Origin of the sequence: Enterobacter cloacae subsp. cloacae ATCC 13047 (assembly GCF_000025565.1) — a bacterium.
Classification (GTDB): Bacteria; Pseudomonadota; Gammaproteobacteria; order Enterobacterales; family Enterobacteriaceae; genus Enterobacter; species Enterobacter cloacae.
The window spans coordinates 4,748,471-4,765,103 of record NC_014121.1 but is presented as its reverse complement, the minus strand read 5'-3'; the positions used below and the strand labels follow the sequence as shown (position 1 = coordinate 4,765,103).

Below are 16,633 nucleotides of genomic sequence, written 5' to 3'. Positions count from 1 at the left end.
ACGCGAAAGTCACCTGATGACTTTCCTAAAATGCATTCAGGAAAACCAAAGTCGCACATTATAACGATTTCGTAGCATTTGGCAGCTAAATACTGGTCTTGTCAGGGAAGATTATCAACCGCTATCCGAAAAAGAATGGCGGTTGATAAGTAATCTGCGGGAAAACGCACAGTTTCGCGAACTATCGCAACCACTGGCGGAACTTCTTGTAACGCCATGCTAAAAGCGCCAAAGCCAGCAGCGCGTAGAGGATGGGCTGAGGCGAGAGGATCTTCACGGACCACAGATAATGGATGGGTGCGAGGATCGCGACAAGATAGACGAAGTTGTGCAGCAACTGCCAGCGCTTACCCAGTTTTCGCTGCGCATATTGCGTGGATGTCAGCGCTAATGCCAGTAACACCAGCCAACTGACAATGCCCAGCGTCAGATAAGGACGCGTGACCAGTTCGCGGCCCAGCAGTGCCAGGTTGTTAATCCCCAGTTCCAGCAACGCGTAGCTGGTCAGGTGCAACGTGGCCCAGGCGAAACACCATAGCCCTAAAAGCCGACGTGTGCGTATCAATAATGGCTGTTTAGCGTAGCGCGCCAGCGGCGAAACCAGCAAGGTCGCCAGTAAAAATTTCAGAGCCATCCGACCAGTAAAATGCTGGATATCTTTAGCCGGATCGGCACTAAAGAGCCCCTGGCTGGCGGCCCAGAACAACCAGATAAACGGGAGCAACCCGGCTAAATGCAGCAGCACTTTCAGCCAGGTTACCTGTTTTGCCGTTAAACGCACTCAGAAGTTCTCCCGTAAATTGAGGCCACGGTAGAGCGACGCCACTTCATCCGCATAGCCGTTAAAAAGCAGCGTGGGCTGACGCTTCACATCCAGCGCCCCGCCGGAACCGATAAACCGTTCCGTCGCCTGCGACCAGCGTGGGTGATCGACATGTGGGTTCACGTTGGCGAAGAAACCGTATTCGTCCGGCGCGGCGAGATTCCATGTTGTGGGCGGACGCTCACGGGTGAGCTTAATACTGACGATCGATTTAATGCCCTTGAAGCCATATTTCCACGGTACTGTCAGCCGGATGGGGGCGCCGTTCTGCGGCGGGAGCGCTTTACCGTAAACGCCGACGGTCAGAAGGGTAAGAGGATGCATGGCTTCGTCAAGGCGTAATCCTTCTACATAAGGATATGCAAGCCCACCGCCGATGAACCGGTCCTTCTGGCCTGGCATCTCGTCCGGGGCGTAACGCGTCTGGAATGCGACATATTTCGCATTGCTGGTGGGTTCAACCATTGCCAGCAGCTTATGCAGCGGAAAACCTACCCACGGTACCACCATCGACCAGGCTTCCACGCAGCGCATACGATAAATGCGTTCCTCTAACGGGAAACGGGTGGTGAGATCGTGATGATCCAGCGTTAAGGGTTTTGCCACTTCGCCGTCAATTTTCAACGTCCACGGATCGGTTTTCATGCTGCCTGCATTGGCCGCAGGATCGGCTTTATCAAGCCCGAATTCGTAGAAGTTGTTATAACCGGTGACTTTATCTTCTGGCGTGAGCGTCAGTTTGTTTTGCCACTCGGCAGGTTTCGTAAAGGTGAGCGGGGCACCGGAAGGGGCTTTTGGCCGATCGTTGCCTTTAAACCAGTCGAGCAAATCAGCGTGAGCCGCAGGTGTGAGCGACAACGCGGTGGCACTGATGCCAAGCATTTTCAGGATCTGGCGGCGCTGTAACATAAAGACAGATTCGGACGTTACGTCGGCTTCCGTCAGTTTTCGGGTTTTCATGGCATCCTCCGTCATGCGTTTTTCTAAGCATGACGGAGGAGAAGGATTAGCGCGAATATGTCACGAAAATTTGAAGATTAGGCAATTTTCACCAGCGCGCGGCCATGGAACTGATTATCCATGATCTTACCGGCATATTCCGGCGCCTGGCTGAGGGCGATTTCGGTTGCACTCTGCGTGAAGAAGGACTCAGGCAGGTCGCGCACCAGACGCTCCCAGGCTTCTGCACGACGGGCCGCCGGAGTCATGACGGAATCCACACCCTGCAGGCGCACGTTACGCAGGATAAAGGGCATAACGGTGGTAGGCAGGGCAAAACCGCCCGCCAGACCGCAGGCCGCCACGCAGCCGCCGTAGTTCATCTGCGCCAGCACTTTTGCCAGCACGTTATTTCCGACGGTATCCACCGCTCCGGCCCAGAGCTGTTTTTCCAGCGGACGGGTTTCGGCAAATTCGTCGCGGCCAAGAATGCGGCTGGCACCAAGCTGACGCAGGTAGTCATGGGTGCTTTCACGGCCTGAGACCGCGACGACCTGATACCCCAGTTTGTGCAGTAAAGCCACCGCCGTGCTGCCAACGCCACCGCTGGCCCCGGTCACGACTATCTCGCTTGACTCAGGGCGGATACCGGCATCTTCAAGGGCCATGACGCACAGCATGGCGGTAAAGCCTGCGGTGCCGATAATCATCGCTTTGCGGCCATCCAGCCCAGCAGGCATGGGCACCAGCCACTCGCCTTTCACCCGCGCCTGCGTTGCCAGCCCGCCCCAGTGATTTTCGCCGACGCCCCAACCGGTGAGTAGCACCTGCTGGCCGGCATGAAACCGCGGATCTTCGCTGGAATGAACGTGGCCTGCAAAATCAATCCCCGGCACCATCGGGAAATTTCGGATGATTTTACCTTTGCCGGTGATGGCCAGGGCATCCTTGTAATTCAGACTGGACCAGTCGATGTCGACGGTGACGTCGCCTTCGGGCAGACGGCTCTCATCAAGGGCTTGCACCGAGGCAACGGTATTGCCGTCCTGCTGTTCTAAGATCAAAGCCTGCATACAGGATCCTCACTATTCTGATGATTGGAAAATTCGTTCAGAAGACTATACTCGCTCAATGAAACGCTATGCCGATTTAACGCAATAAATTGCCAGATACACCAGGTTTGGTAGTATGGCGCATTTGAAATGCAAGTTAGCGCTTACTCGCTACCCATCAACCCACGGAGTAATCTCAAGGATGCGATTAACGACGAAGTTCTCAGCTTTTATCACGTTGCTGACGGGGTTAACCATTTTTGTCACGCTCCTTGGCTGCTCCCTGAGCTTTTATAACGCCATTCAGGACAAGCTGGTCAACCGGGTTGAGTCTGTTGCGTCAGTTATTGATACGCGTCTGATTACCACTCCGCTACCGGAACTCTCCCGCGAGCTGGATGAGTTGATGGTACCGGTTGATATTGTGCAGGTCGACATCACCCAGGGAAAGCATCCGGTGTTAAGCCATCAGCGTCAGGGCAGCTATCGGCCTGCGGGCGTTGTGAGCCAGTATCGGGAAGTGAATGTCCATTCCCTTAAAAATCCGGGGATGACAATACGCCTGGTCTACCTCGATCCCATGGCCAGCTATTTCCGCTCGATGATGACCACCGCGCCACTCACCGTTGCCGTCGCCTTTATTGTCCTGCTGATTTTTCTTGCGGTACGCTGGCTACGCCGTCAGCTCTCCGGTCAGGAGCTGCTGGAAAACCGCTCCGTGCGAATACTCAACGGGGAGCGCGGCCCGCAGGTGCGGGGGTCGGTCTATGAGTGGCCGTCCAGCACCAGCAGCGCGCTGGATACGCTGCTTTCAGAAATTCAGTTCGCCAGCGATCAGCGCAGCCGCATGGATACGCTGATCCGTTCCTATGCCGCGCAGGATAACAAAACCGGTCTGAATAACCGCCTGTTCTTTGATAATCAACTGGCCACGCTGCTGGACGACCCGGAAAAGGTAGGAACGCACGGGGTCGTCATGATGGTTCGTCTGCCGGATTTCGATCTCCTGCGCGATACCTGGGGACGCCGCGTGGCGGAAGAGAACCTCTTTACGCTCATCAACTTGCTGTCGACTTTTATTATGCGCTATCCCGGCGCGCTGCTGGCGCGCTATCACCGCAGCGACTTTGCGGTGTTGTTACCCCATCGCACACTTAAGGAGTCGGAGAGCATCGCCAGCCAGTTGCTGAAGGCGGTGGATGCGCTGCCGCAGAGCAAAATGCTTGACCGGGATGATATGGTGCATATGGGGATCTGCGCCTGGCGCGGCGGGCAGTCAACTGAACAGGTGATGGAGCATGCGGAAGCGGCAACCCGTAACGCGGTGCTGCAAGGGGCGAACGGTTGGGCGGTATATGACGATTCCCTGCCTGAGAAAGGGCGTGGCAATGTGCGCTGGCGTACCCTGATTGAACAAATGTTGAGCCGCGGTGGCCCCCGCCTTTATCAAAAACCGGCGGTGATGAAAAACGGCCATGTTCACCACCGTGAATTAATGTGTCGCATTTTCGACGGCACGGAAGAGGTTATTTCGGCGGAATATCTGCCGATGGTCCTGCAATTTGGACTCTCCGAAGAGTATGACCGTCAGCAAATTAGTCGACTGATTCCATTTTTATCTTTTTGGCCTGAAGAAAGTCTGGCATTACAGGTGACCGTCGAGTCGTTAATTCGCCCGCGTTTTCAACGCTGGCTGCGCGATACATTAATGCAATGCGAAAAATCGCAACGCAAACACATTATTTTTGAACTTGCAGAGGCGGATGTTGGTCAACACATCAGCCGGTTACGTCCGGTGGTACGTTTGATCAATGCGCTGGGTGCGCGTGTGGCGGTGACACAGGCGGGCCTGACGCTGGTCAGTACCAGCTGGATCAAGGAGCTGGATGTGGAATTATTAAAGCTACATCCGGGGCTGGTCAGGAATATTGAAAAGCGCACGGAAAACCAGCTGCTGGTGCAGAGTCTGGTGGAAGCGTGTAAGGGAACGCGAACACAAGTATTTGCCACGGGCGTGCGCTCCAGAGGCGAATGGCAGATGTTGACAGAGCGTGGTGTGATGGGTGGTCAGGGGGATTTTTTTGCCGCCTCTCAGCCGCTTGACACCAATGTGAAAAAATATTTGCAAAGATACTCTGTTTGACCTGCCGTTTACGCTGTTTTCACGTAGAATATCGCGCCTGTAGCTTTGAGTATGACGAGCAAAAAGCCAGTGAACGACCTTTAGCGGGTTACAAATGAAAGTGAGGAACGCTACTGTGTACTCAGCCCTGAGGGAGTCAGGGGATGAATTTGTAACAGAAGGAAACGTACTGCACAAATTTTCACCGCAGCAGGTGATTTTTGCGCCTTGTCGCTGCTGCGTGTGGTTGGTAAAGTAAGCGGATTTTGTTTTCCGCCCCAGCTTTCAGGATTATCCCTTAGTATGTTGAAAAAATTTCGTGGCATGTTTTCCAATGACCTGTCCATTGACCTGGGTACCGCGAATACCCTTATTTACGTAAAAGGACAAGGCATCGTATTGAATGAGCCTTCTGTTGTGGCCATTCGTCAGGATCGTGCCGGCTCGCCGAAAAGCGTAGCCGCAGTGGGTCATGACGCGAAGCAGATGCTGGGTCGTACCCCAGGTAACATCGCCGCGATCCGCCCAATGAAAGACGGCGTTATCGCTGACTTCTTCGTGACTGAAAAAATGCTTCAGCACTTCATCAAGCAGGTTCACAGCAACAGCTTCATGCGTCCAAGCCCACGTGTGCTGGTTTGTGTGCCGGTCGGTGCGACCCAGGTAGAACGTCGCGCAATTCGCGAATCTGCTCAGGGTGCAGGCGCGCGTGAAGTGTTCCTGATTGAAGAGCCAATGGCTGCGGCTATCGGTGCAGGCCTGCCTGTTTCTGAAGCTACCGGTTCGATGGTGGTTGATATCGGTGGTGGTACTACTGAAGTGGCCGTTATTTCCCTGAACGGCGTGGTTTACTCCTCTTCCGTGCGTATCGGTGGTGACCGTTTCGACGAAGCGATCATTAACTACGTGCGCCGTAACTATGGCTCCCTGATCGGTGAAGCGACCGCTGAGCGCATCAAGCACGAGATCGGTTCTGCTTATCCGGGTGATGAAGTTCGCGAAATCGAAGTGCGCGGCCGTAACCTGGCGGAAGGTGTGCCACGTGGCTTTACCCTGAACTCCAACGAAATTCTGGAAGCGCTGCAAGAGCCGCTGACCGGTATCGTGAGCGCGGTGATGGTTGCGCTGGAACAGTGCCCGCCTGAACTGGCGTCCGATATCTCTGAGCGCGGTATGGTTCTGACCGGTGGTGGTGCGCTGCTGCGTAACCTCGACCGCCTGTTAATGGAAGAGACAGGTATTCCTGTCGTAGTTGCTGAAGATCCACTGACTTGCGTCGCCCGTGGTGGTGGCAAGGCGCTGGAAATGATCGACATGCACGGCGGCGACTTGTTCAGCGAAGAGTAGTCATGGTGAAAGGGTAGCGAATCGCTACCCTTTCTCTCTGACACGAGAATACGCATAGCCTATGAAGCCAATTTTTAGCCGTGGCCCCTCGCTACAGTTTCGCCTGATCCTGGCGGTTCTGGTTGCGCTTGGTGTCATTATTGCCGATAGCCGCCTCGGTACGTTCAGCCAGATCAGAACGTACATGGATACCGCCGTCAGTCCTTTCTACTTTATATCCAATGGTCCCCGTGAACTGCTCGACTCCGTTTCTCAAACGCTGTCCTCACGTGACCAACTCGAACTTGAAAACCGGGCATTGCGCCAGGAACTGCTGCTGAAAAACAGCGAACTGCTGATGTTAGGGCAATACAAGCAGGAAAACGCGCGTCTGCGTGAGCTGCTTGGATCGCCGCTGCGTCAGGATGAGCAGAAGATGGTGACGCAGGTGATCTCCACCGTAAATGATCCTTACAGCGATCAGGTGGTGATCGACAAAGGTAGCGTGAATGGTGTGTATGAAGGTCAGCCTGTTATCAGTGATAAAGGTGTGGTGGGCCAGGTGGTCGCCGTCGCCAAACTGACCAGCCGTGTACTGCTGATCTGTGATGCCACCCATGCGCTGCCTATTCAGGTTCTGCGTAACGATATTCGCGTCATTGCGGCGGGTAACGGCTGCACGGACGATCTGCAGCTGGAGCACCTGCCAGCCAACACGGATATCCGTGTGGGCGACGTGCTGGTCACCTCCGGTCTGGGCGGACGTTTCCCTGAAGGGTATCCGGTTGCGGTTGTCTCTTCTGTGAAGCTTGATACGCAGCGTGCCTACACCGTGATTCAGGCGCGTCCAACGGCGGGTTTACAGCGTCTTCGCTACCTGCTGCTGCTGTGGGGAGCCGATCGTAACGGTGCCAACCCAATGACGCCTGAAGAGGTGCATCGCGTTGCCAATGAGCGCCTGATGCAGATGATGCCGCAGGTTCTTCCTGCTCCGGATGCGATGGGGCCACCTGCGCCAGTACCCGCGCCGGCCACCGGGATAACGGATGCGCCGCCACCGCCTAAACTCTCATCCGGAGGGCAGTAGTGGCCAGTTATCGTAGCCAGGGACGCTGGGTTATCTGGCTCTCGTTTCTCATCGCGCTGTTGCTGCAGATAATGCCCTGGCCGGACGACATTCTTGTTTACCGGCCAAACTGGGTATTGCTCATTTTGCTCTACTGGATCCTTGCCCTGCCGCACCGCGTAAATGTTGGCACAGGCTTTGTAATGGGTGCCATACTGGATCTCATTAGTGGCTCAACGCTGGGTGTTCGTGCGTTATCCATGAGCATCATTGCATATCTCGTTGCACTCAAATTCCAGCTCTTTCGTAACCTCGCGCTCTGGCAACAGGCGCTGGTCGTGATGTTGTTGTCGCTTGCCGCGGATATCGTTGTTTTCTGGGCAGAGTTTTTAGTGATCAACGTCTCTTTCCGACCCGAAGTATTCTGGAGTAGTGTAGTCAACGGTGTGCTCTGGCCGTGGCTGTTCCTGCTGATGCGTAAGGTTCGCCAGCAGTTTGCTGTGCAGTAAAAGGTTTCTATGACGTCTATCTATCTTGCCTCCGGTTCTCCACGTCGTCAGGAGTTGCTCACGCAGTTGGGCATCGCTTTTGAACGTATCGTTACCGGCATCGAAGAAAAACGTGCTGAGGGCGAAAGTGCTCAGCAGTATGTTTCTCGCCTGGCGCGTGAGAAAGCGCAGGCTGGCGTTGCGTGCGTGCCACGCGACCTGCCGGTGCTGGGGGCGGATACCATCGTTATCATTAACGGTGAAGTGCTTGAGAAACCGCGAGACGCTGAGCATGCAGCACATATGCTGCACAAAATGTCCGGGCAAACGCATCAGGTGATGACCGCGGTGGCGCTGGCGGACAGCAAGCACGTGCTGGATTGTCTGGTGGTGACGGACGTGACCTTCAGAGTACTGACCAACGACGAGATCGCCGCGTATATTGCCAGCGGTGAACCGATGGATAAAGCAGGTGCATACGGTATTCAAGGGCTGGGTGGCTGTTTTGTCAGGAAGATAAATGGCAGCTATCACGCCGTAGTCGGCTTACCGCTGGTGGAAACGTATGAGTTGCTGAGCAATTTTAACTCACTGCGTGAGGGAAGGGATAATTATGACGGCTGAATTGTTGGTAAACGTAACGCCATCGGAAACCCGTGTGGCCTACATTGATGGTGGCATTCTTCAGGAAATTCATATTGAGCGTGAAGCGCGACGCGGAATAGTAGGCAATATCTACAAAGGTCGTGTCAGCCGCGTACTGCCGGGTATGCAGGCGGCTTTTGTAGATATTGGACTGGATAAGGCGGCATTTTTACATGCCTCCGACATCATGCCGCATACCGAGTGTGTCGCAGGCGAAGAGCAAAAGCAGTTTGCCGTACGCGACATTTCAGAGCTGGTGCGTCAGGGGCAGGATCTGATGGTGCAGGTGGTGAAAGACCCCCTTGGCACCAAAGGCGCCCGTCTGACAACCGACATCACGTTACCTTCCCGTTACCTGGTCTTTATGCCGGGCGCGTCGCACGTGGGGGTTTCCCAGCGTATTGAAAGTGAAAGCGAGCGCGAGCGCCTTAAGAAAGTGGTCAGCGCCTACTGCGACGAACAGGGCGGGTTTATCATCCGAACCGCCGCCGAAGGGGTTAGCGAAGAGGATCTGGCATCCGATGCGGCTTACCTGAAGCGCGTCTGGACTAAGGTGATGGAGCGTAAAAAAACGCAACCAGACCCGCTATCAGCTGTACGGTGAGCTGGCGCTTGCCCAGCGCGTACTGCGTGATTTTGCTGATGCTCAGCTCGACCGAATCCGCGTGGACTCGCGCCTCACCTACGAAGCGCTGCTCGAATTTACCGCTGAGTACATCCCGGAAATGCCTGGCCTGCTGGAACATTACACCGGGCGTCAGCCAATCTTCGATCTCTATGATGTCGAAAATGAGATCCAGCGTGCGCTGGAGCGCAAGGTTGAACTGAAGTCCGGCGGTTATCTGATCATCGATCAGACCGAAGCAATGACCACCGTGGACATCAACACCGGTGCGTTTGTCGGCCATCGCAACCTGGATGACACTATCTTCAATACCAACATTGAAGCGACACAGGCCATTGCGCGCCAGCTTCGTCTGCGCAACCTGGGTGGCATTATCATCATCGACTTTATCGATATGAATAATGAAGACCATCGCCGTCGTGTGCTGCACTCGCTTGAGCAGGCGCTGAGTAAAGATCGCGTGAAAACCAGCATTAACGGCTTCTCACAGCTGGGGCTGGTGGAAATGACGCGTAAACGGACCCGTGAAAGTGTGGAACATGTGCTGTGTAACGAGTGTCCAACCTGCCACGGACGCGGCACCGTAAAGACGGTGGAGACCGTCTGCTATGAGATCATGCGTGAAATTGTCCGCGTTCATCATGCCTACGACTCCGATCGTTTTCTGGTCTATGCTTCCCCTGCGGTGGCTGAAGCGCTGAAAGGTGAAGAGTCGCACGCGCTGGCGGAAGTGGAAATCTTTGTCGGCAAACAGGTAAAAGTACAAATTGAGCCGCTCTATAACCAGGAGCAATTTGACGTCGTCATGATGTAAGACGCAGTTCGCTGCGTGAAAAAGCTGACAAGGAGAGATGCGTGAGGCGATTGCCGGGGATTTTACTGCTTACAGGGGCAACGCTTGTCGTGATTGTCGCGCTGCTCGTGAGCGGGCTGCGCCTCGTTTTACCGCATCTGGACAGCTGGCGTCCGCAGGTGCTGGCGAAGATCGAATCCGCCACCGGTGTGCCGGTTGACGTGAGCCAGGTCAGCGCCAGCTGGCAAAATTTTGGCCCGACGCTGGATGCCCGGGACATCAGTGCCAGCCTGAAAGATGGCGGCTATCTGAAAATCAAACGCGTGACCCTGGCACTGGATGTCTGGCAAAGCCTGCTGCACATGCGCTGGCAGTTCCGCGATCTCACCTTTTATCAGCTTCAGTTTTTGACCAACACGCCGCTCTCCGGCGGGGATAACACGCAGAGCCTTGAAGCCAACCGCCTGAGCGATCTCTTTCTGCGTCAGTTCGATCATTTCGATCTGCGCGACAGCGAAGTGAGCTTTATTACCCTTTCCGGCCAGCGCGCCGAACTGAAGATCCCGCAACTGACCTGGCTTAACGGCAAAGAGCGTCACCGTGCCGAGGGGCAGGTGAACCTCTCCAGCCTGAACGGCCAGCATGGGGTCATGCAGGTCCGTATGGATCTGCGTGACGACGACGGCTTGCTCAACAACGGCAAGGTGTGGCTGCAGGCTGACGACGTGGATGTGAAGCCGTGGCTCGGCGACTGGCTGCAGCAAAATATGCAGCTGGAAACGGCCCGTTTTAGCCTGGAAGGCTGGATGACCCTGACGAAAGGCGTGTTCGCCAGCGGCGATATCTGGCTGAAGCAGGGCGGTGCAAGCTGGCAAGGCGAAAGCAAGCAGCATCAACTCTCTGTAGATAACCTCACCGCACATGTGACGAAAGAGAAAGGGGGCTGGCAGTTTGCCATCCCGGATACGCGCATCACCATGGACGGCAAACCCTGGCCGCGCGGCGCGCTGACGCTGGCATGGATGCCTGAGCAGGATGTCGGCGGCACGAATAATAAGCGTAGCGATGAGCTGCGTATCCGCGCCACGCATCTCGATTTGGCGGCCATTGAAGGGCTGCGCTCCATGGCAGCGAAGCTCTCTCCTGATTTGGGTGACGTTTGGCTGGCAACGCAGCCAAGTGGGGAAATTGACGCCCTCGCGCTGGATATCCCGCTGCAGGCAACGGAGAAAACCCGCTTCCAGGCGACGTGGAAAGATCTGGCCTGGAAACAATGGAAACTGCTGCCGGGGGCTGAGAACTTCAGTGGCAAGCTGGAGGGCAGCGTTGAGAACGGCAGGCTGACCGTTGAGATGCATGACGCCAAAATGCCTTATGAAACGGTCTTCAGGGCACCTCTGGAAATTGAAAAAGGCAACGCGGTGCTTAACTGGCTGCGCAATGATAAAGGCTTCCAGCTTGATGGCCGCCATATCGATGTGAAAGCCAAAGCGGTTCATGCCCGCGGGGATTTCCGCTATTTAAAGCCTGAAGGTGAAGAGCCGTGGCTGGGTATTCTGGCGGGGATCAGCACCAGCGACGGTTCTCAGGCCTGGCGTTACTTCCCGGAAAACCTGATGGGTAAAGCGCTCGTGGACTACCTGAGCGGGGCGATCCAGGGCGGTCAGGCGGATAACGCCACCCTGGCCTATGGCGGTAATCCGCATCTTTTCCCATACAAACATAACGAAGGTCAGTTCCAGGTGCTGGTGCCGTTGCACAACGCTACCTTTGCGTTCCAGCCGGGCTGGCCTGCACTGAAAAACCTCGATATCGAGCTTAATTTTCTCAATGACGGGTTGTGGATGAAGTCAGACAGCGTCGCGCTGGGCGGCGTGACGGCCACCAACCTGACGGCAAATATCCCCGATTACTCAAAAGAGAAACTGCTGATTGATGCCGATATCAACGGGCCGGGCAAGGCGGTCGGTCCCTATTTTGAAGAGACGCCGCTGAAAGCTTCGCTGGCTGCCACGCTTGAGCAACTCCAGCTTGATGGCGATGTGAATGCTCGCTTACATCTGGATATCCCGCTGGACGGCGAAATGACCACCGCCAAAGGTGATGTCCGCCTGAACAACAACAGCCTGTATATCAAACCGCTGGAAAGTACGCTGAAGAACCTCAGCGGACAGTTCAGCTTTGTGAACGGCAACCTGAAGAGTGAGCCGCTCACAGCCAACTGGTTCAATCAGCCCGTCAACATCGACTTCACGACCACCGAGGGGGAGAAGGCCTACCAGGTGGCTGTCAATCTGGACGGTAACTGGCAACCCTCGCGGATGGATGTACTGCCGAAACCCATTCAGGAGTCGGTTGATGGTGCAGCCGCCTGGAAGGGGAAGGTGGATATTGAACTGCCCTACCACGCCGGTACGAAGTATAAGGTCGATCTTACTGGCGATCTGAAAAATCTCAGCAGCCAGTTGCCTGCACCGCTGGATAAACAGGCCGGACAGGCGCTGCCCGTGACGCTTAACGTCGTGGGCAACCTGAACAGCTTCGAACTGACCGGCAGCGCGGGTGGCACGAACCATTTCAACAGCCGCTGGCTGCTCAACCGTAAGCTGACGCTGGACAAAGCCATCTGGACGACGGACAGCCGAACCACGCCTCCGCTCCCGGATCACCAGGGCATTGAGCTGAATCTCCCGCCGATGGATGGCGCGCAGTGGCTGGCGCTGTTCCAGAAAGGCGTCGGGCAAAACGTGGATGAGGCGGCGCAGTTCCCGCAAACCGTCACCGTGCGCACACCGTCGCTCACGCTGGGTGGGCAACAGTGGAACAACCTGAGTATCGTCTCTCAGCCGACGGCTAACGGCTCGAAAGTAGAGGCTCAGGGCAGGGAGATCAACGCCACCCTGACCATGCGCGATAACGCCCCGTGGCAGGCGGCAATCCGCTATCTCTACTACAACCCGGCAACGGCGGGCGGGAAAGATCAATCGACTCCGACATCGCCGTTGAGTAACACTTCCCGCGTGGACTTCAGCGGCTGGCCGGATCTGCAACTGCGCTGTGCTGAGTGCTGGCTGTGGGGACAAAAATATGGCCGAATTGACGGTGACTTCGCGATTCAGGGCAACACGCTGAGCCTCACGGGTGGGCTGGTGGATACCGGCTTTGGTCGTCTGACGGCCGCGGGCGAGTGGGTGAATAACCCAGGCGAACAGCGCACCTCGCTGAAAGGCGACATTAAGGGTAACAAACTGGATGCAGCAGCCAATTTCTTTGGTATCAGCACGCCGTTGCGCGGCTCGTCATTTGACGTCGATTACGATCTTCACTGGCGTGACGCGCCGTGGAAGCCGGATGAGGCCTCGCTTAACGGCATACTGAAAACCCGCTTCGGAAAAGGTGAAATTGCCGATGTGAGCACGGGACGCGCCGGGCAGATCCTGCGTCTTCTGAGCTTTGATGCGCTGCTGCGTAAGCTGCGTTTTGATTTCAGCGATACCTTCAGCGAAGGGTTCTACTACGATTCCATCCGCAGTACGGCGTGGATCAAGGACGGCGTTATGCATACGGACGACACGCTGGTGGACGGTCTGGAAGCGGATATCGCCATGAAGGGCTCGGTTAACCTTGTACGTCGCGAGCTGGATATGGAAGCCGTGGTGGCGCCGGAAATCTCCGCGAGCGTGGGGGTGGCAGCCGCCTTTGTGGTGAACCCGATTGTTGGTGCTGCGGTGTTTGCTGCCAGTAAAGTGCTGGGGCCGCTGTGGAGCAAAGTCTCTATTCTGCGCTACCGCATCACCGGTCCGGTGGATAAACCGCAGATTAATGAAGTGCTGCGCCAGCCGCGCAAAGATGCACAGCAATGATTTGACGTGGGCAGGTAATTGCCTCACTCTCAATAAATACGATCTTTATACCGCCACAGGCGGCAACGAACGAGTAGCAATACGATGAGTCTGAACCTGGTAAGTGAACATTTGCTCGCAGCGAACGGCCTGAGCCATCAGGACCTGTTCTCCATTCTTGGTCAACTGACCGAACGCCGTCTCGACTACGGCGATCTCTATTTCCAGTCGAGCTATCACGAATCCTGGGTTTTAGAAGACAGCATCATCAAAGATGGTTCTTACAACATTGACCAGGGCGTTGGCGTGCGCGCCATCAGCGGCGAGAAAACCGGTTTTGCCTATGCGGACCAGATAAGCCTGGCTGCGCTGGAGCAGAGCGCGCAGGCAGCACGTACCATCGTGCGTGACGCTGGCGATGGCCGTGTTAAAACGCTGGGTGAGGTGCAGCATGCTGCGCTCTACACCAGCATCGACCCGCTGCAGAGCATGAGCCGTGAAGAGAAGCTGGATATCCTGCGCCGCGTGGACAAAGTGGCCCGTGCTGCCGATAAACGCGTGCAGGAAGTGTCTGCCAGCCTGAGCGGTGTCTATGAACTGATTCTGGTCGCGGCGACGGACGGCACCCTGGCGGCGGATGTCCGTCCGCTGGTGCGTCTCTCGATCAGCGTGCAGGTGGAAGAGGACGGCAAGCGCGAGCGTGGCTCAAGCGGCGGCGGTGGTCGTTTTGGTTATGACTGGTTCCTGGGTGACGTCGACGGTGAAGCCCGTGCGGACGCGTGGGCAAAAGAAGCCGTGCGTATGGCGATGGTCAATCTTTCTGCCGTGGCGGCACCTGCGGGGACATTCCCGGTGGTACTGGGCGCTGGCTGGCCGGGCGTGCTGCTGCATGAAGCCGTGGGGCATGGTCTGGAAGGGGACTTTAACCGCCGCGGCACCTCCGTATTTAGCGGTCAGATAGGGCAGCTTGTCTCCTCTGAACTGTGCACGGTGGTGGATGACGGTACCATGGTTGATCGCCGTGGCTCTATCTCCATCGATGATGAAGGTACGCCGGGTCAGTACAACGTGCTGATCGAAAACGGTGTGCTGAAAGGCTACATGCAGGACAAACTGAACGCGCGCCTGATGGGCGTGGCGCCAACGGGTAACGGCCGTCGTGAATCTTATGCACATCTGCCGATGCCGCGTATGACCAACACCTACATGCTGCCAGGCCAGTCCACGCCGCAGGAGATCATTGAGTCTGTTGATTACGGGATCTTCGCCCCAAACTTTGGCGGTGGTCAGGTGGACATCACCTCCGGTAAATTCGTCTTCTCTACGTCAGAAGCGTATCTGATCGAAAAAGGCAAAGTGACCAAAGCGGTGAAAGGCGCGACGCTGATTGGTTCCGGTATCGAAGCCATGCAGCAGATCTCCATGGTCGGTAACGATCTCAAGCTGGACAACGGCGTGGGCGTCTGCGGTAAAGAGGGCCAGAGCCTGCCAGTGGGCGTGGGCCAGCCGACACTGAAGGTCGATAACCTCACGGTGGGCGGCACGGCGTAATTTTCTCCCCTCACCCTAACCCTCTCCCCAACGGGGAGAGGGGAAATACCTACTCTTTCCTTCTTCCCCGCATGCCCTGAAACAGTTCCGCAACCTCCACAAAATACTCGGTCAGATAGTTAATGCACACCTGCACCTTAAGCGGCAGTTTGTCTTTTTCGGTATACAGGGCATACACCGGACGCGGATCGGACTGGTAGCGAGGGAACAGGATCTCCAGCACTCCGCTGTTGATCTCATTGATCACCCACATTAACGGGACGTAAGCGATCCCGGCGCCCGCCACCAGCCAGCGCGAGATGGTCATCGGGTCGTTGGTGACAAACCGTCCTTCCGGCAGCAGTCGGGTAGAAATGCCTTCCGGGGCAATCAGTTCAAACTCATTATCGGGGCGGACGCTGTACTCCAGCCAGGAGTGGTTGGCGAGATCGGCTGGTTTCTCCGGCACGCCGTACTGCGCCAGATAGCTCTTCGAGGCACAGACCACCATCGGCATACTCCCGAGTCGACGGGAGAAGAGGCTGGAGTCCTGCAGCGCGCCAACCCGGATCACCACATCCAGCCCGTCTGCGATCAGGTCCGGAGCGGGAATACCGGTAACCAGATTCACGGTTAATCCCGGATATTCTTTCAGCATCTCTGCGGTCATGGCGGCGAGAACATTTTGTGCCATAGTTGAAGAACAGCCAATCCGCAGTGTCCCGATGGGCGTGTTGTTAAAGGCATAGAGCTGCTCGTGAACATCCTGCACTTCATGCATCATGCGGCGACAGCCCTGATAGTAAATTTTACCCGCCTCCGTCAGACCAATACTGCGGGTGCTGCGGTTGAGCAGCTTCACCTGCAGTTCATCTTCCAGTTTTGACACCGTCTGACTGATGGAGGAGACGCTCATCTGCAACTGCCGGGCAGCAGCAGTAAATGAGCCAAGTTCAACCACTTTGGCGAAGACCGACATGCGTTTTAAACGTTCCATTGTTCACTCTGGCTTAAAAGTGATTTAGATCACATATTATAGATAACAGCATAACAGTTACGTTAATATATTATTAATTACATAACGGCTGCGCCATTCTCGCCCGGCGTTTCTTGCTCTCCCGCGGTGGCGTGCGCTAAAAATTCTGAAGCCTGCACTCTCTCTTATCAAGGTCAACATGAGTCTGTTTCCCGTTATCGTGGTGTTCGGTCTGTCGTTCCCACCGATATTTTTCGAGCTTCTTTTATCACTGGCGATCTTCTGGCTGGTGCGCAAGGTGCTGGTTCCTACCGGGATCTACGATTTCGTCTGGCACCCTGCATTGTTCAATACCGCGCTGTATTGCTGCCTGTTCTACCTGATATCGCGCATGTTTGTCTGAGGT

The 16,633-nt window shown here is 55.8% G+C and carries 12 protein-coding genes and 1 pseudogene; 9 read left to right on the top strand and 4 right to left on the bottom strand.

Annotation, left to right across the window (positions count from 1 at the left end; translation table 11 throughout):
* Window positions 1–181: 181 nt before the first annotated feature.
* The 3 genes from msrQ to acuI all read right to left on the bottom strand — a co-directional run bounded on the left by msrQ (window position 182) and on the right by acuI (window position 2,835).
* Entirely contained in the window at window positions 182–781 is a 600-nt protein-coding gene (gene msrQ, locus ECL_RS23125) for a protein-methionine-sulfoxide reductase heme-binding subunit MsrQ (RefSeq protein ID WP_013098990.1), read from the bottom strand.
* Window positions 782–1,783 carry a protein-methionine-sulfoxide reductase catalytic subunit MsrP gene (gene msrP / locus ECL_RS23120; protein ID WP_013098989.1) on the bottom strand — a complete coding sequence of 334 codons (1,002 nt, stop codon included), beginning with the start codon at window positions 1,781–1,783 and terminating at the stop codon, window positions 782–784.
* A gap of 77 nt (window positions 1,784–1,860) precedes the next feature.
* The gene (gene acuI / locus ECL_RS23115) at window positions 1,861–2,835 is read right to left on the bottom strand and encodes an acrylyl-CoA reductase (NADPH) (RefSeq protein ID WP_013098988.1); all 975 of its coding nucleotides are present in this window, start codon (window positions 2,833–2,835) and stop codon (window positions 1,861–1,863) included.
* A 181-nt stretch (window positions 2,836–3,016) separates the two neighbouring features.
* Between acuI and csrD the strand changes: the two genes are divergently transcribed.
* The 8 genes and pseudogenes from csrD to tldD all read left to right on the top strand — a co-directional run bounded on the left by csrD (window position 3,017) and on the right by tldD (window position 15,272).
* Complete coding sequence (csrD, locus tag ECL_RS23110) at window positions 3,017–4,957, top strand: RNase E specificity factor CsrD (protein ID WP_013098987.1); 1,941 nt, start codon at window positions 3,017–3,019, stop codon at window positions 4,955–4,957.
* 282 nt (window positions 4,958–5,239) lie between these two features.
* Window positions 5,240–6,283, top strand: coding sequence for a rod shape-determining protein MreB (mreB, locus tag ECL_RS23105; RefSeq protein ID WP_000913396.1), 1,044 nt, complete (start codon window positions 5,240–5,242; stop codon window positions 6,281–6,283).
* A 61-nt stretch (window positions 6,284–6,344) separates the two neighbouring features.
* On the top strand, window positions 6,345–7,349 hold the full coding sequence (gene mreC / locus ECL_RS23100; protein WP_013098986.1) for a rod shape-determining protein MreC: 1,005 nt from the start codon (window positions 6,345–6,347) through the stop codon (window positions 7,347–7,349).
* The gene (gene mreD / locus ECL_RS23095) at window positions 7,349–7,837 is read left to right on the top strand and encodes a rod shape-determining protein MreD (RefSeq protein ID WP_013098985.1); all 489 of its coding nucleotides are present in this window, start codon (window positions 7,349–7,351) and stop codon (window positions 7,835–7,837) included. The genes mreC and mreD overlap by 1 nt, the downstream gene beginning before the upstream one ends.
* Window positions 7,838–7,846: 9 nt before the next feature.
* Entirely contained in the window at window positions 7,847–8,440 is a 594-nt protein-coding gene (locus ECL_RS23090; RefSeq protein WP_013098984.1) for a Maf family protein, read from the top strand.
* Window positions 8,430–9,900: pseudogene (rng, locus tag ECL_RS23085) on the top strand (ribonuclease G). The gene ECL_RS23090 and the pseudogene rng overlap by 11 nt, the downstream one beginning before the upstream one ends.
* A gap of 41 nt (window positions 9,901–9,941) precedes the next feature.
* Entirely contained in the window at window positions 9,942–13,742 is a 3,801-nt protein-coding gene (yhdP, locus tag ECL_RS23080) for an AsmA2 domain-containing protein YhdP (RefSeq protein WP_013098981.1), read from the top strand.
* Between the two features lie 84 nt (window positions 13,743–13,826).
* Window positions 13,827–15,272 (top strand): metalloprotease TldD, encoded by a 1,446-nt coding sequence (gene tldD / locus ECL_RS23075; RefSeq protein WP_013098980.1) that lies wholly within the window; start codon window positions 13,827–13,829, stop codon window positions 15,270–15,272.
* 49 nt (window positions 15,273–15,321) lie between these two features.
* On the opposite strand, the gene aaeR is transcribed toward tldD, so the two are convergent.
* On the bottom strand, window positions 15,322–16,248 hold the full coding sequence (aaeR, locus tag ECL_RS23070; RefSeq protein WP_013098979.1) for an HTH-type transcriptional activator AaeR: 927 nt from the start codon (window positions 16,246–16,248) through the stop codon (window positions 15,322–15,324).
* Window positions 16,249–16,426: 178 nt separating this feature from the next.
* Between aaeR and aaeX the strand changes: the two genes are divergently transcribed.
* Window positions 16,427–16,630 (top strand): p-hydroxybenzoic acid efflux pump operon protein AaeX, encoded by a 204-nt coding sequence (gene aaeX / locus ECL_RS23065; RefSeq protein ID WP_003860416.1) that lies wholly within the window; start codon window positions 16,427–16,429, stop codon window positions 16,628–16,630.
* Window positions 16,631–16,633 lie beyond the last annotated feature (3 nt).